Below are 20508 nucleotides of genomic sequence, written 5' to 3' on the forward strand. Positions count from 1 at the left end.
TGGCTTCTGGCTGGCTTGCTGAAGTCCGTGGCTTTCGGCCGGCGTACTCCGGCTCGAACGGCTCAGAAGCCCGGCGCGTACGGGCATGCGTGCGGCCGCAGGTTAGCCGACCCCTCTCCGCGGCAGAAGAGATACATGCATATTTCGGGGGTACAGACTGTTTTGCCCGATTACCGCTACGCGCAGGCGGAGATCACCGAGGCATTCTCCCGGCTGACCGAAGCCGACCTCGACCAGCTCGAACGCTTCCACGCAGCCACCGGCGTCCAGAGCCGGAACCTGGCCCTCCCCCTGGACGACTACGCCAAGCTGGACTCGTTCGGCCGCGCCAACGACATCTACCTTGAGATCGCGCTCGACCTGAGCGAACGGGCACTCCGTGGTGCGCTGGACAAGGCGGGCGTATCGCCGAGGCGGGTGGATCACCTGGTGTTCTGCTCGACCACCGGCCTCGCCACGCCGTCCCTGGACGCGCGGCTGATCCAGCGCGTGGGGCTGCGGCCGGACGTCAAGCGGGTGCCGGTGTTCGGGCTGGGCTGCGCGGCGGGAGCCTCGGGCCTGTCGCGCCTGAACGACTACCTGCGCGGCTGGCCCGAACAGGTGGCGGCGCTGGTCTGCGTCGAGATGTGCTCGCTGACCACTCAGCGCGACGACACCTCCATCGCGAACCTGGTCGCCAGCGGCCTGTTCGGCGACGGCGCGGCGGCCGTGGTCGCGGTGGGACGCGGCCAGGGGCCGGAGGTGGTGGCCACGCGCAGCAGGCTGTACTCGGGCACGGAGCACCTCATGGGCTGGCAGGTGAGCGAGCGGGGCTTTCACCTCGTGCTGGACGCCGAACTCACCACCTTCGTGGAGAAGGTGCTCGCGGGCGACATCAAGGGCTTCCTCGCCGATAACGGACTCACCCCCGAACAGGTCGGCACCTGGATCTGCCACCCCGGCGGCCCGAAGGTGATCGACAAGATCGTGGAGCGGCTGGGCCTGGATCCGGCGGCTCTGGAGGTCACGTGGCGGTCACTGCGTGAGCACGGGAACATGTCGTCGGTCTCGGTACTGCACGTCCTGCAGGAGACGCGCGGCCGCCCGGGCCAGCCGGCCGTGCTGCTCGCCCTCGGGCCCGGTTTCTCGGCCGAGCTGCTCCTGCTGCACTGGTGACCTCTTTGACTCCTTACACGAGCCTGATCGGGCTGGTGAGTCCGTACACGCTGCTGATCGGGCTGGTCGTCGTCGAGCGGCTGGCCGAGCTGGCCGTGGCCCGCCGCAATCTGGCCTGGGCCAGGTCGAAGGGCGGCATCGAGTACGGCCGGCGGCACTATCCCTGGATCGTCCTGGCCCATACCGGACTCCTGCTGGCCTGCCCGGCCGAGGTGTGGCTGCTCGACCGGCCCTTCATCCCGGCGCTCGGCTGGCCGATGCTCGCGATCGTCCTGCTGGCCCAGGGGCTGCGCTGGTCGTGCATCGCCACCCTGGGCAGGCAGTGGAACACCCGCGTCGTCGTGGTGCCAGGGATGCCGCTGGTCGGCGCCGGGCCGTACAGGTGGCTGCGTCATCCGAACTACGTGGCCGTGGTCACGGAGGGGGTGGCCCTGCCGCTCGTCCACACCGCCTGGCTCACCGCGCTGGCGTTCACGCTGGTGAACGGGGTGTTGCTGACGATTCGCATCCGGGTGGAGGAGGCGGCGCTGGTCGGCTGACCGGATCACGTGTTGATCGCGGTTTGCGCTCGCTTGCGTCACCGGCCCGGCCAGGCCATTTCCGGGAGCCGTCATACGGCCGGAGGTGGTTGCGATGAAATTTCGTCCTTTGGCGATCAGCGTCGGAATTGCTGGACTCCTGGCACTGGCCGCTTGCGGCGGCGGTCCCGGGGGGAACAAGGGAGACTCCGGCCTTCGGGCGCCCGCTTCGTCCAGGGCCGCGCCGTCGGCTTCGTCCAGGCCCGAACTTCCCGCGGATGCCAAGCCCGAGGCTCGGGCGAGCGCGTCCGCACCCGAGCAGCAGAAGGACACGTCGGCGGAGCAGATCTCGACGTTCGCCTTGGACGTGGACACCGCTTCGTACACCTATGCCCGCCGTACCCTCCAGGAAGGACGCTGGCCCGAACCGGGACAGATCCGGCCGGAGGAGTTCGTCAACGCGTTCCGGCAGGACTACGCGCAGCCGCGGGACGACGGGTTCACCGTGCACGTCGACGGCGCCATGATGCCCTCACGCAACCAGGCCGTCCTGCGCGTCGGCCTGCAGACGCGCGCCTCCGACGCGGCGGCGCGGCGCCCCGCCAACCTCACCTTCGTGATCGACGTGTCGGGGTCGATGGCCGAGCCCGGCCGCCTCGACCTGGTGAAGCAGTCCCTGCACACGCTGATCGACCAGCTCGCGCCGGGCGACCAGGTGTCGATCGTCTCCTTCAGCGACGAGGCCACGGTGCTGGCCTCGATGACGCCGCTGGCCGCTCGTACCGAGCTGCACGCGGCGGTCGACCAGCTGGCCGTGGCCGGCAGCACCAACCTGGAGGCCGGGCTGGTCACCGGCTATGAGCAGGCGGCCAAGGCATTCCGCCCCGCGGCCACCAACCGGGTCATCCTGCTCTCCGACGGCCTGGCCAACCAGGGCAGCACCGAGTGGCGTTCCATCCTGGACCGGGTCAAGGAGTACGCGGGCCGGCAGGTCACCCTGCTGACCGTCGGCGTCGGCCGCGACTACGGCGACCAGCTGATGGAACAGCTGGCGGACAACGGCGACGGCGCCGCCGTCTACGTCAGCACGCAGGAGGACGCGGACAAGGTCTTCGCCTCGCAGCTCCCGGCCACGATCGAGCTGCGGGCGCGCGACGCCAAGGCGCAGGTGGTCTTCAACCCCTCGGTGGTGGAGGGCTACCAGCTCATCGGGTACGAGAACCGCGCGCTGTCCACCGAGGAGTTCCGCGACGACAACCGGGACGGCGGCGAGATCGGCCCAGGCCACTCGGTCACGGCTCTCTACGCGGTACGCCTCAAGTCAGGCGCGACGGGGCAACTGGCCCAGGCGACCGTACGCTGGCAGAACCCCGACACCAGGAACCCCGCCGAGACGAGCAAGTCGGTGGACGTGGGGGCGCTGACGGAGTCGGTATGGGAGAAGGCGCCGGTGCGGCTGCAGGTGGACGTGGTGGCGGCGGCTTTCGCGGTGTACATGCGGGACCGGGAGGCGTTCGGGCTGACCCTGCCGACACTGGGGGAGCAGGCCAAGCGCCTGGCGGAGGCGGCGGAGGACCCGATGGTGACTGAGCTGGCAGGACTCATCGACAAGGCCCGCTCGGTGGGGTAGCCGTTGACCAGGCATTTTCCGGCTGGGCCGCTTCTTCGGGAGGCGGCCCAGCTGCTTGGGGCGGCTGCCTGAGGCTGGGAGTCGGATACACTTGGGGACGGTTCAAGGGGCTATGGCGCAGTTGGTAGCGCGCCTCCATGGCATGGAGGAGGTCTGGGGTTCGAATCCCCATAGCTCCACTCTCCCCAAAGGACTTCATCGGGGCGCTTCGCGCTCAAGGGCTTCAGGCGTTCGCGCCGTAGCCGCGACCCCTAAAGGGCCTTGCTTCGCTCCGGACGCTCTTTTCTGGGCCCGCCCGTTACCCGATTCGGTGGTTGGCGAGTTGCCGCCCACCCTGGCTACAAAGGGCTTCGCCTTTGGGAGCGCTTCGCGCCTGAGGGCTCAGGCGTTGTTTCCAGTCGCGCCGAAGCCGCGACCCCTGAAGGGCCTCCGCTTCGCTCCGGGCGCTTGATTTGGGCGTGGGCTTCGCCCACACGTTTCCCGTTGACTTATCGGGCCACCTGAAGATCTTGTCGGCCGGACATCGATCATTTCCGGCATCCGCCGAAGGGGTAACGGTGGTTAGCTGTTGAGGTGAGTGCGGTTCGTCCAACCGAGTTAGGACAGCCGGACTGCCGTAGACGATCACGGGGATTCTGTTGTGCTTCATCCGGCAGACTGCAACCAGCCAACCGCGCCATCGATCCGCTCGGATAGAGCGGCAGGTAGATCATGGAGCAGACGCACCTTCTCCAGGCGGTCTGATAGTGATCTCGCGGAAAAGGGAACACCACCCCGCCCGAGACCAGTGGATCGCCCGCAGCGTCACCTCGAGAAGGCCGCCACGCTCGGCCTGCCGCAGGGCAGCCAGGTCATGCACGGGTGCCGTGGACAAGACCATCCTGGTGGTGTCGGAACCCATCTGGCCGCCGACCGCGTCACGATCATCGACGAGTACAACATCGAGCAGGACGAGCAAGCTCCCGACGTTCCCTCACAGATCTGAGGCGGTTCAATGAGCATGCATGACACCGACGAGGTGCGCTCGCACTGGTGGCCTCGGGAAGGGTGGCGCCCGGGGCGCCTGGTCTACACCTGGCACCTGACCTTCGAGCACGCGCCACAACTGCATCAGCTCGCCGAGCGCTACCAGGCGGCCCTCGCAAGGATCGAGGAGCACAACCCAGTACCCGCGCGATGGCTACATCTCACCGTGCAAGCGGTCGGGTTCGTTGACGAGGTGCCCGAGGAGCAGCTTGACCAGATCACCGAGGCCGTAGGGGTCCGTCTGGGCGGGCTGGCTCCCGTTGAGCTGGTCTTCCACCGGCCGACCTTGCTGGACGAGGGAGTTGTGCTGACTCCGACCCCCGCAGGGCCGCTGCATGGGATGTGGGGCGAGATCAGGAGCGGCATCGCCGAGGTGCTGGGGAATGCGCCCACGGCAGCTGAGCAAGCCAAGGGCTTTCACCCGCACGTCAGCCTGACCTACATCAACACAGCAGGGCCGGGCAGGCCGTACATCGACGCCCTGAGCGCGGTCGGAGCCGAGCCGGTCAGTGTGAACGTCGAGCAGGTCGCGCTGATCGTGCAGAACCGGGTTCTTGATCCCGAGTGGCTCTATCGCTGGACCACCCGCACGAAGGTGTCTCTCGGGGCTGGATAGAGACGAACGCTCGGTGGCCGTCTGATCTTGTGTCAACCTTCCGTTGATGTTTGACGGTTTGGCATCGGCCGGAGACGGCCGCCCCGACCGCCCGCCGTCTGTCATCAGCCGGCCCAACTCGGCCCTGGTGAGCGTCACCCGATGCGTATTGAGCCGCTCATCGCCGACAAAGACGTGCATGGTGGTGGTGCTGGCCCAGATCGTCACCTGCTGCCCGGCCGAGCCAGATCTGGCCGTCCGCAGGCGCCCAGGATGCCGCTTGGCGGCACCGTGCGCTCGAACTCCACCGCTACCGGCACCGCTGCCGCCCGCATGGCGCGACCGGCAGACGTGTCGGCCGCTGCAGTGGGGCGGTCAGAGACAGTTGGTGCATTGGGCAGGGCCACCAGACCGGCTGGCAGGCGCGAGGCCGGCTCCTCCTCGCTGCGCTTGCCGGCTTGTACTGTCGAACCGGTGAAGTGGACGGCCGGGATGGCCATGCCAGCGCCTGACGCGGTCGCAGCGTGTTGCGTCGCTTACCGATCGCGGGAGCTCGTATCCCTGCACTGACCTGCGGTTATTTATAGTCCATATGTCCGCGACGATCGTCGCGGGATGTCGGGAGGTGGGGCGTGTCGCAAGCAGCGGCCCCGCCCAGTGAGTGTTGAACAGCCCATCGGTCCAGGTCAGAGGCAGATCGACGCCCCTGGGGCGTGCCATGATCGGAGCCATGAGCGATTGGGAGACGTTTATGGACGAGGTTACGTGGTTCGTCCAGCCCGGAGAGAGCGTTGTGGTGGGTGAGGCACGGCGGTGGACTCGCGGATCGATTGACGGCCTGCCCGAACTGTCTGCGCTGTTCGGCTCGGCTGCTCTCACACCCGTCTCCGTTGATGGCACGGACTATGAGCTGCTGGCGTGGGGATCGCCGAATGATCGGCGGGGATGGTTCTGCCATACGCCCTTTGACGCGGAGGGTGACTTCGTCCCTCGGGTTCACAAGAGCTTCTGGAGGGTCTGCGGTGGGATCATCGAACGTTTTGGGGAGCCTGACACCTGGTGGAACAACCAGAACCAGGTGCTGACGCTTGATGCGGCACGCGTTCGAATCGCTGATGTGTTCGCCGCCTACACGTGGCTTTGGGAGGACGCCGGCCTTGAGGTTCCCATCGACCCTGATGAGTACTACGCCGTCGCTGTGGAGGCCAACGGGAACCTGACGGTGGCGCATCGCAGCAATGGTCGGCTTGTCCTCTTTGCGCCCGACCACGCGTTCACACATGTCACGCCACTGGCCGGGTCCCCGCCGTACTCGCTGCTCACCATGGATAAGGTGCCCGATCTGGCGACTTGGATAGAGGTGTGCGCCGCAGCCTGGCGGGATCAGTAGGCGGGACCGGCGGACGTACATGCGAAGCCAAACTTGCCGCTCCGTCCCCGGCCCGCTGCCGCTACGCGGTGAGTCGACGGTGTACGAGGTGAGCAGGAGGCCAAGTGCTGGCGAAGGCTTACTGGCAAAAAGCCAGGATATTCTGGCTCTTTGCCAGATTACCTGTTCGAGGGCCGCACGCCCCTCCTGTGTCCGCACCCGCTCCAGGCTCCGCGTCATGGCCTCTCTGCGCAAGTTGACCATCGGCGCATTGGGCCTGGCCGGACGCGCCGACATCACCGAAGCTACCCGTTGGGCCTGCCGGAACATGCGCAGGCCCTTCGCGATTCTCGGCCATAAATCATGATCTTGAAACAGCCGCGCCTGCTATGCTGAAGGCACATACCATCCGGCTCCTTGTGGGCCGGGTTTTCTCATGTCTGCAGGCGCAGTCCCCCGTTGACCTGCCGACCTGAGACATGGCCGGGCTGAAGAACACGCCAGCGTCGAGCAGAGCGATCACGATGGCCCGTACTCGCGGGCAGCCCACCCGCAGAACCGCACCACCTGATCATTCGCCGACGAGCTGACCGGCCCGATGGCGTCGGCCGGTGGGGATCAGGAGAGCGGCCAGGACAGCGACCACGAGCACGCCGGCACAGATCCAAAAGCCGGCGATGAACCCGGCCTCAGCAGGCAAGTGCTGGGCGGTGGTGGTCGCTGAGAGGGTCGCCGCGAGTACGGCGGTGCCGATGCTGCCGCCGATCGTCCGGGCGAGGGTGTTGAGGCTGGTCGCCACACTGGTCTGAGACGGCGGGACGGTGGCGAGGATGGCGTTGGTCATGGCAGCGGAGGCCAGGCCGAGTCCGATGCCCATCAGGGTGACCGCGCTCAGGATGTGCCAGGTGGTGTGCGGCGGCGAGCAGGGCGAAGGAGGCCGCGGCCATGACGATGCCCAGGATCAGCGGGAGTTTGGCGCCGAAGTGGCGCTCCAGGGCGCCGTCGTCAAGAAGCGCGGCGCCAAGGGCTGGGACAAGGCCACGGCCCTGCTCCGCAAGCACGGTCCCTGGGCCGTGTTCGTCGGCCGGCTCGTACCGATCGGGCTCGTGCAAAGCATGGTGCCCGCCGTCGCCGGCGCGGCGCACATGCCGTACCGCACACTCCTGCCCCCGATGGTGGCAGGCGCGGCCTGCTCAGCAGCGATGCCTTTGCTGATCGGCATCGGAGTCGCCGCAGGGCTGAAGGACGCCAGCGGCCTGGGTCTCATCATCGTCGGCGTACTGCTCGTACTCGTCGCGGTCTTCGTGATCCGCAAGCGCCACAGAGCGAAGGCAATCACAACGGACACGTCGCTCCACGACTCGGACCACGGCCCGGATCCCGAGCGCGAGCCGGCGCACAGGGCTTGACCATGAAGACACTTCGCTCAGGGCGGGGGCTCGGCCCGCCCGTTCCGGGCTCTCTCTCAGGTGGCGCCAAGCGCGAGACCGGCCCACACGATTTTCCCGCCGGTTGGGGGCCATCGGATGCCCCATCGTTGAGATAGCGATTCCACCAGGAAGAGGCCGCGGCCGCCTTCATCGTCGAGGGTTGCGTCATGACGTCGCGGCGGCTCCCGTTTGGGATCCCAGACTTCGATTACCAGTTCAGGGGTGAGCAGATAGAGGTACAAGCAGACGACCTCCATGCGGTCGTACAACTCCGTGTAGCGCGCCTGCGACGGGATGATGTTGGTGGCCCTGATCGCGTTCGTCACGATTTCGCTGACTATCAGCTCGGCGTCATCGACCACATGGGTCAGGTGCCATTTGGCCATCAAGGCCCGGGTGTGCATACGAGCTGTAGGCACGGATGAAGCCATGGCAGGAAGTGGGATGCAGTTGACGAACTGGTCGTCGGCGGTCTTGGCCATATTGCCTCGCTGCTGCTCTAGCACGATTGGCGGCCGCTCCCCTTTATTACTTCGCGCTGCCAGTCGTGCGGCTCGTAGGGTCAGCCCGGCGCGCGGGACGTGAGAGGGCCGTTCTGCGTGCTCGTGCGTCAGGGGCGGGGTTATCCCCGCCAAGTGACCTTGCCGTGAACTCGCTCGAAGGGGCTATGCAACTTCCCGCATAAAGCGCTTATGCATTCCCTGCATGGTCGATTAAGAATCGCAATGCGGGCGTTTATACTCGGGCATAGAACCTGTTCGAGGTCTCTTTCGGGATGTATATTTCAGATTCTTTCTGGAATTGCCATCATAAAGATGACTTGTGGGAGATTGGGCAGGTTTCAGGCCAGGCGCAACGCAAGGGAACGAGTATGACGACACGCCAGGATCCCCGATCCTGTCCGGCCTGTGGGACCCGTCTGGCCAGCGACAACGGGGGCGTCCATTGCGGCCCCTGCCAGCGTCGACGAGATGAGCCCCGAACGCAGCCGCCGACCGTCCCGTCGGGCTTCTGGTCAGACGGCACCTTGCAGCAGGCCTTCGCTACTCGGCACATCGGGCAGATAATCCGGTCGTACCGTCACCATCCCTGGCATGGAAAGCCGCTCTCCCAGGAACGAGTTGCTGAATGGCTAAGTCTCAGTCAGGCCCAGCTCAGCCGCGTCGAGTCCGGGGCGCCGGTCCAGGACCTTGCGCGTCTGATCGCTTGGGCACGGCTGCTAGGTATGCCGCCTGATCGTCTGTGGTTTCAGCTGCCGGAGAAGTCGGCCATGCGGTCAGCCTTGGCATTGACGGGATTCGCCGGCCCGAGCATCGCTTCCTGGGCGGCCGTGAGCGTGGAGGAGTTGCCGTCGGCCGAGACTCTCCTGGTCGACGCCCGCCGCGATGGGGCCGTCGTAGAGCTCCTGCGCCAGCAGCTCGATGAGAGCAAAGCCAACGATGGCAGGCTTGGTCCCGCTGCTGTGCTGCCGCAGGTATTGGGCATCCTCGGCGCCGTGCAGCACGCTGTCCATGGGGTGCGGCACGATGTCCGACGGTCGTTGCTGGCCGTGGGCGCCGATGGTGCGGAATTTGTCGGCTGGCTGTACCGCGACCTCCTCGACCTGCGTACGGCGACGTACTGGTACGACCGGGCGATCGAGTGGGCGCAGGAGGCCGACGACAGCTCCATGCAGGCATATGTGCTGCTTCGGAAATCTCAGCTGGCTTATGACCGACGGGATGCGCTGCGGGTGCTCACTCTGGCCGAGGCGGCGCAACGGACAACCACCCGGCTACCACTCAAGGTTCGCGCCGAGACCACGCTGCAAGAGGCGTTGGGCCTGGCGATGCTTGGTGAACCGCTGCGCATGGTCGAACAGAAGTTGGACGACGCCCGGCAGTTGCTCGCCCGCTCGACGGGCGACGAGGCCGACGCGCTCGGCGGTGTCTTCAGCCAAGAGACCCTGCTGCTGCGCAGCACCGCGTGTTACACCGAGGCGGGCAAGCCCGCTCTGGCGGCCGAGATACTCGATGGCATCATCGCCAGTGACGCTCTCTCCGCGCGCGATGCCGGCTACTTCCGGGCGCGACGCGCAGCCGCCCTGGCCATGATCGGGGAGCCGGATGAGGCGGCCATCCTCGGGGCTGAAGCCGCGCGGGTCGCCCAGGCCACCCGCTCCGGGCGTACGACCACCGTCCTGGTGGACACTATGCGGATCTTGGAGCGCTGGAGTTCCCGGCCGCAGGTGCGGATGTTGCGGGATGCCTTGATCGAGGGGCGCACCGCCTAATCGCCGGCCCGCAGCCAACTGGCGACGGTCTCGATGACCGACGCCTGCCAGATTCGGCTCTGGGGGTTGAGGTACTGGGGGTCGTCGTGGACGGCGAAGCCGTGCTGCGATCCCTCGATTTCCACCAAGGCGCAGGTGGCGGTGAACTGCCCCAAGGCCACGCGTGAGGACTCGATCGGCACCAGGGTGTCCTTGGTGCCGTGCACGATGAGCGTCGCCGCCTTGATCGCACCGAGGATCGTATGCGGTTGCAGCCAGAAGACCTCGTTGAGGAGCGGGCGGCCGTGCTTCAGGCTTGGGGTGAAGGCGATGTATCCCTGTTCGGTGAGTTGCCGGGCAACGGTCTCATCCAAGTGGTCGTCATGCCAATAGGGCCGGCTGTCGATGGTGCGCTTCTTGTAGTCGAACTGGGGGTTGAGCAGCACCAGCCGACTTACCTCATCGGGCCTATGGGCGACGTAGTAGCCGCAGATTCCGCCGCCGAAGCTCGCACCGAGCAGGCTGAGCCGGGTCGCTCCGGTCACCTCGCGTGCGTGAGCAAGCGCCACCCGGATGTCGTTGAGAATCGTCGCGAGAGTCAGCTCCTCCTGGCGGCCCTCACTTTCCCCATGTCCGCGCAGGTCGAAGCGCAACGAGGCCAGGCCCGCCTCTCCCAGTCCGGCCGCCAACCGGGTGAAGAACCCGCCCTCCTCGCGGGTCACTCCGCCTCCGTGGACCAGGACGACCGCGGACTCGGCTGATTCGCCTGGCGTTACCAGCGTTGCGGCGAGACGCAGGCCGTCGAGGGTGCGAAGGGCGACGGACGTACTTTGGACCGGCATGGCGCTCCTGGCGGTAGCGGAGAAGGCCATGGTCCCATCCAGGGGAAGCATGGTGCGAGGCTCTTCGAGCGCGACCCCACGCTCGACGTGCCCCGGGCCTCAGTTGTCGCCGTACGACATCCTCCTGATGCTGCCGCGTTCCACTGAGCGGGACGGTCCGGTGGTCCACGACATATGTCCCATTACGCTGCTGGTGGCTGGCGAGTAGTGGACCGCCCCCGGCGATGTGGGAGCCGATGACGTGAGTGTGAGCACGCGACGGAACGAGCCCGGCGAAGTGGTCTACATCCTCGACGACGACGAGCAGTTGTGCTCCTCGCTGGCCTGGTTGCTGGGGTCGGTGCACATCAACGCCGAGTGCTTCACCGAGGCCGCGTCCTTCCTGTCGGCGATTGATCCGGAACGGCCCGCCTGCCTCGTCCTGGACGTTCGCATGCCACATACGGGTGGTTTCCAGGTGCAGGAGATCCTCAATCGGATGGGTTCGTTGCTGCCGATTGTGTTCGTGTCGGCCCACGGTGATGTCCGTATGTCCGTACGGGCCATGCAGCAGGGTGCCGTTGACTTTCTGGAGAAGCCGTACGACCCCCAGCACATGCTGGAGGTGGTACAGAACGCCCTGCACAAGGCGCGGGAGCTGCACGCCGAGCGCGCCGGGCAGCGCGCGCTGGAGGCTCGGCTCGCCGTGCTCACCCCGCGCGAGCTGGAGATTCTGCGGCTGGTCGTGGAGGGGGTGCCCAGCAAGAGCATCGCCGGGCGCCTGGGCATCAGCGTGAAGACGGTGGATGTGCATCGGGCGCACATTCGCGAGAAGACCGCGGCGGAGACCCTGGGCGCCCTGGTCGCGGACGTGCTGCGATACGGCCTGCGCCTGTCCGCGAGCTGAGCCGGAGAAATACGAGCTGAGCCGGAGAAATGCGATCTGAGCCCGGAGGAAGCCGCATGGCCGACCTTACGCTGGCCGATCTGGGCCGGCTCTTTCAGGCGCTGCGCTACTGCGTCCTCGTACATGACGCGGCGACCAAGGAGATCATCTGGGCCAACCCGGCCGCCTGCGACGTCCTCGGCTTCACCCTCGACGAGCTGAAGCCCTTGAAGGCGCCCGACATGAGCTCCAACGCCCGCCAGTACGCCCGCGAGATCGGCGTCGCGTGGTTGCAGCGGGCCGCCGACCACGGCACCGCCACCATCGAGTGGAGCTATCGGTCCAAGGCGGGCGAGGACATTCTCACCGAGGCCGTCGCCATCCGCGTGGACCTCGCGTCCGGCCCTGTGGTGATGGTGCAGTTCCGCGACATCGCGGAGGAGAAGGCCACGCGGATGGATCTGTCGCGCACGGAGGGGCGGCTGCAGACGTTCCTCCGCAATCTGGACGAAGGCATCGTGGTGCTCGACGCCGACGCGCGGGTGCTGTTCGCCAGCGAATCGGCGGGTTCCCTGCTGCGGGTCGACGCCGGGCGGCTCGCCGGGGACGATTTCACCCGGTTCTGCGACCGCGAGTCGGCCACGAGGCTGCGCGAGGTGCTGGCCACGACACCGCGGGGCGGGGCGCCGAGAGACGGCCGTTACCGGTTGCGCGCGACGACCGGCGAGGAACGCTGGCTCTCGGTCCGATGCCAGTACATCGACATCGAGGGCGACCTGCGAGGGTGCCTTCTGCTCTTCCACGACATCACCGACCAGGTACGCGCGGAGGAGGAGCACCGCCGGGACGCGCAACATCTCAACCACCTCGCCCGCTTCAACGCCATGGGCGACATGGCGATGGCCATCGCCCACGAGGTCAGCCAGCCGATCGCCGCCGCGCACAACTTCGTGGCGGGCGTGCGCGGCCGACTCGCCGGCGACGGTGTGGACCCCGCGTCGCTGGACTGGGGGCTGGACAACGCGACCGCGCAGATCGACCGGGCGGCGCAGATTATGGCCAGCCTGCGCCGGTACGTCGTCGGCCTCGAACAATCGGAACAACTCGCCGACCTGAACGAGATCGTCGCCGACTGCGCTCATCTCATCGACGTGCGGGCCCAGCAGAACGCGGTCGCACTGGAATGGGAGGCGACGGTGGAACCTCTTGTCGTGCGCTGCGAGAAAGTCCTCATCGGGCAGGTCGTGATGAACCTCGCCTTCAACGCGATCGACGAAATGGCCCGCTGGCCCGCGGAGCGGCGCGTCGTGACGATCGCGACCCGCCGCGACGACGCGTTCGGCGAGATCGAGGTGCGCGACCGGGGACAGGGGTTGACGGCCTTCCCGCATGGCCGGATCTTCGACGGCGCGTTCACCTCGAAGCGCAACGGCAACGGCATCGGCCTCGCCCTCAGCCGCCGCATCGTCACACGTCACGGCGGCACCGTCCACGCGGTTGAGAACACACCCCAGGGCGCGGTGTTCGCCCTTCGGTTGCCCCTGCTCGACGAAGTGCCGCCGCTGCACCGCTGACGTCCAGCCGGCCGAAGTGCTCCCTGGCTCGCTTCACGCTCTCGAAGGCGGCGGCCTTGTCGGTCACGTCGAGCGGAAGCCCCGCGGCCATGTGACCTACGCCACCGACCAATGGGTGTCACACAGCGGTGAGGGCCGGCGTCTTGTGCCTGGAGCACAGTAAGCGCCGCAAGGAGGCGCATGTCCGCCTCTGGCTCCTCGAGCTGGACATGGCCGAGGAGCGCAGAACAAATCACAGCCTGTGGGAGGTCTCTCATGACGAACAGCGTTGCCGGCGAACTCGCCGGCCTGGAGTTGCCGGTCGAGCGTGGCTGCCCGTTCGCCCCGCCCGCCGCCTACGAGCAACTGCGCGAGCAGGCGCCGGTCAGCAAGATCCGCATGACCAGCGGCGGCGAGGCGTGGTGGGTGTCCAAGCATGAGGAGGCCCGTGCCATCCTCGCCGACCCCCGCTTCTCCTCCGACAAGCGCAAGGACGGCTGGCCGCTCTTCACCCTCGACGCGGCGACCCTGCAGCAGTTGCGCAGCCAGCCGCCGTTGATGCTCGGCATGGACGGCGCGGAACACTCCGCGGCCCGCCGCTCGGTGATCGGCGAGTTCACCGTGAAGCGCCTGGCCGCGCTACGCCTGCGGATCCAGGACATCGTCGACCACTTCATCGACGACATGCTCGCCGCCGACCAGCACCCGGTCGACCTGGTGCAGGCGCTGTCCCTGCCGGTGCCCTCGCTGGTGATCTGCGAACTGCTCGGCGTCCCCTATGCCGACCACGACTTCTTCCAAAGCCGCACCACCGCGTTGGTGCGCCGGGGCTCGGTGGAAGACCGCCGGCGAGCCTTCGCCGAACTGCGCGCCTACATCGACGACCTGGTCACCCGCAAGGAGTCCGAGCCCGGCGACGATCTGTTCGGCCGGCAGATCGCCCGGCAACGCCAGGAGGGCACGGCCGACCATGCGGGCCTGGTGAGCCTGGCCTTCCTGCTGCTGACCGCCGGACACGAGACCACGGCGAACATGATCTCGCTCGGCGTGGTCGGGCTGCTCACCCACCCGGAGCAACTGGCTCTGATCACGAACGACCCGGACAAGACGCCCATGGCCGTGGAGGAACTGCTGCGCTACTTCACCATCGCCGACGGGGTCACCTCCCGGCTGGCCACCGAAGACGTGGAGATCGGCGGGGTGAGCATCAAGGCCGGCGAGGGCGTCATCGTCTCGGGCCTGTCGGCCAACTGGGATCCGGCGGTGTTCGAGAATCCGGCCGAACTGGACGTCGAGCGCGGGGCTCGCCACCACGTCGCCTTCGGGTTCGGCCCGCACCAGTGCCTTGGCCAGAACCTGGCCCGGATGGAACTGCAGATCGTCTTCGACACGCTGTTCCGCCGCATCCCCACCCTGCGGTTCGCCGCAGGGGTCGAGGACCTGCCGTTCAAGAGGGACGCCGTCATCTACGGCGTTCACGAGCTCCCGGTCACCTGGTGAGGATGACAATGATGCGGATCAAAGCGGACACCGGCCGCTGCGTCGGCTCCGGCCAGTGCGTCCTGGCCGAGCCGGCCGTATTCGACCAAGACGACGATGGCATCGTGGCCCTGCTGACCGACCACCCCGACGACAAAACCGCGGTACAGGCGCGCGAAGCCGTCATCCTGTGCCCGTCCCGAGCCCTGTCCATCCTGCAGGAGTAAGCACAATCCGGGTGGACTACGCGTCCATGCCGGCAGAGGGCGCTGCGCCTGGCAGCGGTCGGCGTCGGGTCACCACTGGGTGATGAGCGGCGTGTCCGGTTCGTGCCGCCGCCAGGCTTCGGTGAGGCGGGCGAGGCGGGTGGGGGCGGCGATGCCGCGCACGGTTGCGATCTTGCCGTTGGTGATGTCGAACGTCACGGTGCCGACGACCTGGTCGCCGACCACGACGAGGATGGCGGGGGCGCCGTTGACGAGCGCGTAGTGGATGGCCGGCGTGCCGCCGGCGAATCGGCGTTTCGCGGGTGTGGGTTTGAAGCCGGCCCGTGCGACGGCGGCGATGCGCTGCGGAGTGTCGTACCGCAGCAGCCTCGCGGTCAGGCCGGCGCCGTCGGAGATCGCGATCGCGTCGTCGGTGAGCAGCGCCACCAGCCGTTCGGTGCGGCCCGAGGAGGCGGCGGCGAGGAATTCCTCGACGATCCTGCGGGTGGATACCTGGTCGACTTCGATGCCGCCACGGCGGCGCGCGGCGGTGATACGGCGCCGGGCCCGGTGGAGGTGCTGCTGGCTTGCGGACTCGGTGATGTCGAGGATCTCGGCGATCTCGGCGTGGCTGTAGGAGAACACTTCACGCAGGAGGTAGACGGCCCGCTCGAAGGGTGACAGGCGCTCCATGAGAGTCAGTACGGCCAGGGAGACCGATTCGCGCTGCTCGAAAGTGTCGGCCGGGCCGAGCATCGGGTCGCCGTCGAAGAGCGGTTCGGGCAGCCAGGCGCCGACGGCGCGTTCGCGGCGGGTTTGTGCCGAGCGGAGCCGATCGAGGCACAGGTTGGTGACGACCTTGGTCAGCCACGCTTCCGGCACCTTGATCCGCTGCCGGTCGGCGGCCTGCCAGTGCAGGAACGCGTCCTGCACGGCGTCTTCGGCGTCGGCGGCGGAGCCCAGCAGCCGGTACGCCAGCGAGGCCAGCCGGTTCCGGCTGGCCTCGAACCGGCTGGTGTCGAAGCGATCAGTGGCGCTGCTGTCCACGCGGACCACCCTAGGCGGCTACGCGAACGCCTTCTCGGCGGACGCATCCGGCGTGGTGGCCAGGCGGAGCTTGCGCTTGGGCAGGCCGAAGGTCGGGTGCGAGATGCCCCACAGCGAGATCTTGAGGATGCCCGCCTTGACCCGCGCGGCCTTCCGGCCGCCCACATACTTCGGCTTTGCTCGCGCTTCGTCGTCAACCGTCTGCAGGATCGCGTCCCGCCGCCCGAGGCTGATGTGGTTGCCCGGGTAGACCAGCTTGGTGAGCGCAATCTTGCGGCCGGACAGGCGTCCCACGATCGCGTCCGTGGCCTGTCGGCCGGTGTATCCGGCCGAAGCGCAGGACATCGGCAGCGGCCGGCCGTTGTCGCCGATGGCGTAGGCGCTGTCGCCGGCGGCGTAGACGTTCGGGTGCGAGACCGACCGCATGGTGCGATCAACGATGATCTGCCCGTTCTCGGTGACCTCCAGCCCGCCGGCGGCGGCGATGGGGTTGACCGCGAACCCGGCCGTCCACACGGTCGCGTCGGATGCCAGGGCGGTGCCGTCGGCGCACACCACCCGCGTCGCTTCGACGGCTTCTACGCTGGTGTGCTCCAGGACGGTGACGCCCAGCCGGTCGCAGACCTGGAGCAGGTGGTCGCGGGCTCCGGCGGAGAGCCGGGCGCCCAGCTCGGCGCGGGCGATCAGCGCTACCGACAGGCCGGGCCGGGCTTCGGCGATCTCGGTGGCGGTCTCGATACCGGTCAGCCCGTCGCCGACGACCAGCACACTCCCGCCTTCGCCCCGCCTGCCCAGGGTGTCCAGGCGCTCGCGCAGGCGCAGCGCCGAGGGCCGGCCGGCGACATTGAAGGCGTGCTCGGCCACGCCGGGGACGCCGCTGTCGGCGACGCGGCTACCGAGCGCGTAGACGAGCGTGTCGTAGCCGAGCTCGCCGCCGCCGTCGGCGTCGGCCACGGCGACGACCTGGCGCTCGGGGTCGATGGCGGTGACACGGGCCAGGCGCAGCCGTACCCCCGTGCCCGCGAAGACGTCGGTGAGCTTCCGGGTCTCGATCTCGTGCCCGGCCGCGAACTGGTGCAGCCGAAGCCGCTGGACGAAGTCCGGCTCAGCGTTGACCACGGTGACCTCGGTGTCCGCAGGGGACAGCCGGCGGGCCAGGTTCCCGGCCGCGTAGGCCCCGGCATAGCCGGCGCCGAGGACGACGATGCGGTGCTTCATGTGTTGCTCCTGTCGGTTCGCTTGTGCCTCTTGAGCGAGACAGCGCCCCGGTTCCTGACAGGACCTGAGTGTGATGTGGGTCATATGTTGATCGAGGTGCCGCCCGGCGGCAGCCTCCCCTGCGGCGCGGGATGGAACGCCCCGCGCGTGGACTAAGGAAATCCCCTAGGGCGTCCAACCAATTCCCAATTGTCGGCCGATCTCGGCGCGCATAGCGTGAGATCACTGCGGAAGACCTGCCGGCCGACAATGCGAGGAGAAATTACCATGGCGCGGACGTTGGATTCCCCGGCCTCTGCCGGTCCACATTCGGCGAAAGAAATCGCCTTTGACGAGGTCCTGGTTAAAGTGGCCGAACGGCGAGCGGAATTCGACGAGAAACGCCATGTTCCTGGCGACATCATCGCCGAGTTCAAGCGCGCGGGAATCTACCGGGCGAGCACCCCCAGGCGCTTCGGTGGTGACGCGCTGCCCCCGGCCGACTTCCTGGCCCGTATCGAGCGGATCTCGATGATCGACGGCTCGGCGGGGTGGGTCGCCAGCTTCGGGTCCGCGCTGGTCTACCTGGCCGCGCTGCCGCTGGAGACGCAGGCCGAGCTGTACGCAGACGGGCCGGACGTCGTCTTCGCGGGCGGCCTGTTCCCGGTGCAGCCCGCCGCCATCGTCGAGGGCGGGTATCAGGTCTCGGGCCGCTGGAAGTTCGCCAGCGGCTGCATGGGCGCCGACATCCTCGGCGTGGGCATCATCGCGGGCGAGCAGCAGGCCGGCCGTCCCCTGACGGCCCTGCTGCGCCCCGGACAGGTGGAGATCGTCGACAACTGGGACGTCATCGGATTGCGCGGCACCGGCAGCCACGACCTCAAGGTCGACGGCGTCGTCGTCCCCCCTGAGTGGACGTTCGTGCGCGGGGGCCAATCGACCGTGGACGAGCCGTTGTACCGCTACCCGACCGTCCCGTACGCCTCCCAGGTGCTCGCGGTCGTCGGCCTCGGCGTCGCCCGCGCCGCCCTCGACCACGTCATCCGCAACGGCGGCCGCGGCGGCTACACAGGCGCGCCGAAGCCGGCTGATCGCGCCACCTACCGCATCTCGGTCGGCAGGGCGGAGGCCGACCTGCGATCCGCGCGCGCCTTCCTCTACGAGATCACCCACGAGGTGTACGAAACTGTTCTGGCCGGCGACCCGGCGACCGCGAACCAGGCCAGCCTGCTACGCCTGGCCTCCGCCCACCTCGCCAAGACCTCCTTCGAGGTCGTGCGTACGGCCTATCAACTGAGCGGCATCCCGGCCATCGCCGACGGCAGCCCGATGCAGCGCTACCTGCGCGACGCCTCGGTGGTCCCGCAGCACGCCTTCCTCCAGGAAGGCATGTACGACGGCGCCGGTGCGGTCCTCATGGGTGTACCGCCCTTTCCCGGCTATCTCTAAGGAATCCTCATGGCCCAGCCCACCACCCCGGAAAGGCTGCGGGTGCTCTTCTGCATCGGCGTCAACCAGAACTTCTTCGACCTGCCGACCGGACAGGCCGGCCCGGTCTGGGATGGCTTCGTCAGCATGCTGAGGCAATTGTCGGAGCTGCCTGGCGTGACCGTTCTCGGCACCTTCGATGACGATCGCCACATGGTCGGTCCGTCCGCGTCCTGGCCCTGGACCTCCTACGTTCTGGCCGACGTGCCCGCGCAGGCGACGGTGGTCGCGGCCTGCAACCTGTTCCGTACCGTGCAGGTCGGCGAGCACGGCCTCTGGCGGTACATGAAGATCGAGGCGCGTATCGGCCGCCCCCTGCCCGTCCCCGCCGACGCTGTTGAGGGTGATGCGCGATGACCGGGACGATCGGCCGCTTCGGCGGTGGCCAGGACAGTGTGACGACATCGGGACGGTTGTTGTGAGCTCTCCTCGTGTGGCGCTGGTGACGGGAGCGGCGCGCGGCTTGGGCGCGTGCATCGCGGCCCGTCTGCACGGCGACGGATACCGCGTGGCGGTGACCGACCTCGATCAGCTTGCGGCGGCCGAGATCGCGGCCTCGCTCGCCTCGGACGGAGGGGCGGCGATCGAACTCGGCCCGGACGGGCGGTCGGCGATCGGGCTCGGCCTGGACGTGCGCGACAAGAACGCCTTCGTACGGGCGCGTGACACTCTCGTCGAGCGCTGGGGTGCGATCCACGTCCTGGTCAACAATGCCGGATTCTCCAAGGTCGAGCCGCTCATGGACATCGAGCCCGACGGCTTCTCCTCGGTGGTCGCCGCCAACCTCGACGGGACATTTTTCGGCTGCCAGGTCCTCGGCGCCTACTTCGCCGAGCGTGGCCATGGACGCATCGTCAACATCGCCTCGCTCGCCGGGCAGAACGGCGGCACCGCGACGGGCGCGCACTACGCGGCGGCCAAGGGCGGCGTGGCCACGCTCACCAAAGTGTTCGCCCGCGAGCTGGCCCCGCGCGGCGTGACGGTGAACGCCGTCTCGCCGGGCATCCTCGACCTGCCCGTGGTTCGCGAGAGCGTCGCCCCGGACAAGCTCGCGCGGATCGAGGCGACGATCCCGGTCGGGCGGCTCGGCCGCCCCGAGTTCATCGCCGACATGGTGGCGCTGCTGGCCTCCGAGCGGGCGGACACGGTCACCGGCGCGTGCTGGGACGCCAACGGCGGCCTGTACATGCGCTGACTCACCCGAATGGGGTGCCGACAGCGGGCCTGTACATGCGCTGACCCACCACATGCGTGGACTCACCCGAAGACGGAAGACGGAAGACGGAAGACGGAAGACGGAAGACGAAGGCGGAGAGGAGCAAAGCCGTGACCGTCAGAGAACCCGATCAGACCCCCTCGCAGGCCGACTTCCGGGAGGCGATGGCGCATCTGCCCGCGGCCGTCAACATCATGACGACCGACGGTCCGAACGGCCGCTGCGGCATCACGGTCAGCGCGGTCTGCTCGGTGACCGACGACCCGCCGACCATCCTGGTCTGCCTCAACCGCAGCAGCGCCATGCACGACGTGTTCTGGGCCAACGGCCGGGTCTGCGTCAACGTTCTGGGCGGTGACCAGCAGGACTTGGCGCTGCACTTCGCCGGAGCGACGGAGGTCTCCATGGCCGAACGCTTCACCTGGAACGTCTGGGATCGCGGCCAGCGCGTGCCGGTGCTCAAGGACGCGTTAGTGGCCGTCATCGGCGTGGTGAAGGACTGCAAGCCGATGGGGTCGCACAGCGTGCTGTTCGTGGAGATCGAGCAGGTCCGTACCCGGAGGGGCGGCCCGAGTCTCGTCTACTTCAACCGGAGCTTCCATCGCCTGGACTCCGTCTCGCCGATGGCCTGCTGAGGGATC

The 20508-nt window shown here is 67.9% G+C and carries 22 protein-coding genes, 1 tRNA gene and 1 pseudogene; 19 read left to right on the forward strand and 5 right to left on the reverse strand.

The features are described from left to right. The first annotated feature begins 135 nt into the window (after positions 1-135). The 8 genes from AB0J16_RS53590 (at position 136) to AB0J16_RS53625 (ending at position 6660) form a co-directional block, all read left to right on the forward strand. Positions 136-1155, forward strand: a complete 1020-nt coding sequence (locus AB0J16_RS53590; protein WP_358555161.1) for a 3-oxoacyl-[acyl-carrier-protein] synthase III C-terminal domain-containing protein — start codon at positions 136-138, stop codon at positions 1153-1155. 5 nt (positions 1156-1160) lie between these two features. Then, on the forward strand, positions 1161-1694 hold the full coding sequence (locus AB0J16_RS53595) for an isoprenylcysteine carboxyl methyltransferase family protein (protein ID WP_358555163.1): 534 nt from the start codon (positions 1161-1163) through the stop codon (positions 1692-1694). A 94-nt stretch (positions 1695-1788) separates the two neighbouring features. Beyond that, positions 1789-3303, forward strand: a complete 1515-nt coding sequence (locus tag AB0J16_RS53600; protein ID WP_358555166.1) for a von Willebrand factor type A domain-containing protein — start codon at positions 1789-1791, stop codon at positions 3301-3303. A gap of 106 nt (positions 3304-3409) precedes the next feature. Continuing rightward, positions 3410-3482: transfer RNA gene (locus AB0J16_RS53605), tRNA-Ala, on the forward strand. A 608-nt stretch (positions 3483-4090) separates the two neighbouring features. Continuing rightward, positions 4091-4288 carry a hypothetical protein gene (locus AB0J16_RS53610; RefSeq protein WP_358555169.1) on the forward strand — a complete coding sequence of 66 codons (198 nt, stop codon included), beginning with the start codon at positions 4091-4093 and terminating at the stop codon, positions 4286-4288. 9 nt (positions 4289-4297) lie between these two features. Next, on the forward strand, positions 4298-4945 hold the full coding sequence (locus AB0J16_RS53615; RefSeq protein WP_358555172.1) for a 2'-5' RNA ligase family protein: 648 nt from the start codon (positions 4298-4300) through the stop codon (positions 4943-4945). Positions 4946-5654: 709 nt separating this feature from the next. Continuing rightward, positions 5655-6314, forward strand: coding sequence for a hypothetical protein (locus AB0J16_RS53620; RefSeq protein ID WP_358555175.1), 660 nt, complete (start codon positions 5655-5657; stop codon positions 6312-6314). 217 nt (positions 6315-6531) lie between these two features. Continuing rightward, a complete protein-coding gene (locus AB0J16_RS53625; protein WP_358555178.1) occupies positions 6532-6660 on the forward strand; it encodes a hypothetical protein in 129 nt (42 codons plus the stop codon). Positions 6661-6864: 204 nt separating this feature from the next. On the opposite strand, the gene AB0J16_RS53630 is transcribed toward AB0J16_RS53625, so the two are convergent. After that, on the reverse strand, positions 6865-7170 hold the full coding sequence (locus tag AB0J16_RS53630) for a hypothetical protein (RefSeq protein WP_358555181.1): 306 nt from the start codon (positions 7168-7170) through the stop codon (positions 6865-6867). Between the two features lie 4 nt (positions 7171-7174). Here AB0J16_RS53630 and AB0J16_RS53635 point away from each other — a divergent pair, with 4 nt between their 5' ends. Continuing rightward, a complete protein-coding gene (locus AB0J16_RS53635; RefSeq protein ID WP_358555184.1) occupies positions 7175-7702 on the forward strand; it encodes a hypothetical protein in 528 nt (175 codons plus the stop codon). 56 nt (positions 7703-7758) lie between these two features. On the opposite strand, the gene AB0J16_RS53640 is transcribed toward AB0J16_RS53635, so the two are convergent. Further along, the gene (locus tag AB0J16_RS53640; RefSeq protein WP_358555187.1) at positions 7759-8205 is read right to left on the reverse strand and encodes an ATP-binding protein; all 447 of its coding nucleotides are present in this window, start codon (positions 8203-8205) and stop codon (positions 7759-7761) included. 389 nt (positions 8206-8594) lie between these two features. Between AB0J16_RS53640 and AB0J16_RS53645 the strand changes: the two are divergent. Continuing rightward, positions 8595-8951, forward strand: a pseudogene (locus AB0J16_RS53645) (helix-turn-helix transcriptional regulator); the annotation flags it as partial. Positions 8952-8993: 42 nt separating this feature from the next. Then, positions 8994-9995: a hypothetical protein gene (locus AB0J16_RS53650; protein WP_358555300.1), complete on the forward strand. Its 1002-nt coding sequence runs from the start codon at positions 8994-8996 to the stop codon at positions 9993-9995. On the opposite strand, the gene AB0J16_RS53655 is transcribed toward AB0J16_RS53650, so the two are convergent. After that, positions 9992-10816, reverse strand: coding sequence for an alpha/beta fold hydrolase (locus AB0J16_RS53655; RefSeq protein WP_358555295.1), 825 nt, complete (start codon positions 10814-10816; stop codon positions 9992-9994). The genes AB0J16_RS53650 and AB0J16_RS53655 overlap by 4 nt on opposite strands. Positions 10817-11063: 247 nt before the next feature. Between AB0J16_RS53655 and AB0J16_RS53660 the strand changes: the two genes are divergently transcribed. The 4 genes from AB0J16_RS53660 (at position 11064) to AB0J16_RS53675 (ending at position 14940) form a co-directional block, all read left to right on the forward strand. Then, positions 11064-11702, forward strand: coding sequence for a response regulator (locus AB0J16_RS53660; RefSeq protein ID WP_358555190.1), 639 nt, complete (start codon positions 11064-11066; stop codon positions 11700-11702). Positions 11703-11758: 56 nt separating this feature from the next. Next, the gene (locus AB0J16_RS53665) at positions 11759-13255 is read left to right on the forward strand and encodes a PAS domain-containing protein (protein ID WP_358555193.1); all 1497 of its coding nucleotides are present in this window, start codon (positions 11759-11761) and stop codon (positions 13253-13255) included. A 255-nt stretch (positions 13256-13510) separates the two neighbouring features. Further along, positions 13511-14734: a cytochrome P450 gene (locus AB0J16_RS53670; protein WP_358555196.1), complete on the forward strand. Its 1224-nt coding sequence runs from the start codon at positions 13511-13513 to the stop codon at positions 14732-14734. An 8-nt stretch (positions 14735-14742) separates the two neighbouring features. Then, positions 14743-14940 carry a (4Fe-4S)-binding protein gene (locus AB0J16_RS53675; protein ID WP_358555199.1) on the forward strand — a complete coding sequence of 66 codons (198 nt, stop codon included), beginning with the start codon at positions 14743-14745 and terminating at the stop codon, positions 14938-14940. 69 nt (positions 14941-15009) lie between these two features. On the opposite strand, the gene AB0J16_RS53680 is transcribed toward AB0J16_RS53675, so the two are convergent. Together AB0J16_RS53680 and AB0J16_RS53685 are read right to left on the reverse strand one after the other, a co-directional pair. Further along, on the reverse strand, positions 15010-15966 hold the full coding sequence (locus AB0J16_RS53680) for a sigma-70 family RNA polymerase sigma factor (protein ID WP_358555202.1): 957 nt from the start codon (positions 15964-15966) through the stop codon (positions 15010-15012). A gap of 18 nt (positions 15967-15984) precedes the next feature. Next, positions 15985-17184, reverse strand: coding sequence for an FAD-dependent oxidoreductase (locus AB0J16_RS53685; RefSeq protein WP_358555205.1), 1200 nt, complete (start codon positions 17182-17184; stop codon positions 15985-15987). A 348-nt stretch (positions 17185-17532) separates the two neighbouring features. On the opposite strand from AB0J16_RS53685, the gene AB0J16_RS53690 reads away from it, so the two are divergent. The 4 genes from AB0J16_RS53690 (at position 17533) to AB0J16_RS53705 (ending at position 20502) form a co-directional block, all read left to right on the forward strand. After that, positions 17533-18612: an acyl-CoA dehydrogenase family protein gene (locus AB0J16_RS53690; RefSeq protein ID WP_358555208.1), complete on the forward strand. Its 1080-nt coding sequence runs from the start codon at positions 17533-17535 to the stop codon at positions 18610-18612. A 9-nt stretch (positions 18613-18621) separates the two neighbouring features. After that, positions 18622-19008, forward strand: coding sequence for a hypothetical protein (locus tag AB0J16_RS53695; RefSeq protein WP_358555211.1), 387 nt, complete (start codon positions 18622-18624; stop codon positions 19006-19008). A gap of 61 nt (positions 19009-19069) precedes the next feature. After that, positions 19070-19846 (forward strand): SDR family NAD(P)-dependent oxidoreductase, encoded by a 777-nt coding sequence (locus AB0J16_RS53700; protein ID WP_358555214.1) that lies wholly within the window; start codon positions 19070-19072, stop codon positions 19844-19846. A 131-nt stretch (positions 19847-19977) separates the two neighbouring features. Next, positions 19978-20502 (forward strand): flavin reductase, encoded by a 525-nt coding sequence (locus AB0J16_RS53705; protein WP_358555217.1) that lies wholly within the window; start codon positions 19978-19980, stop codon positions 20500-20502. Positions 20503-20508: the final 6 nt, after the last annotated feature.

This window comes from Nonomuraea sp. NPDC049750 (genome assembly GCF_040659625.1).
Classification (GTDB): domain Bacteria; phylum Actinomycetota; class Actinomycetes; order Streptosporangiales; family Streptosporangiaceae; genus Nonomuraea.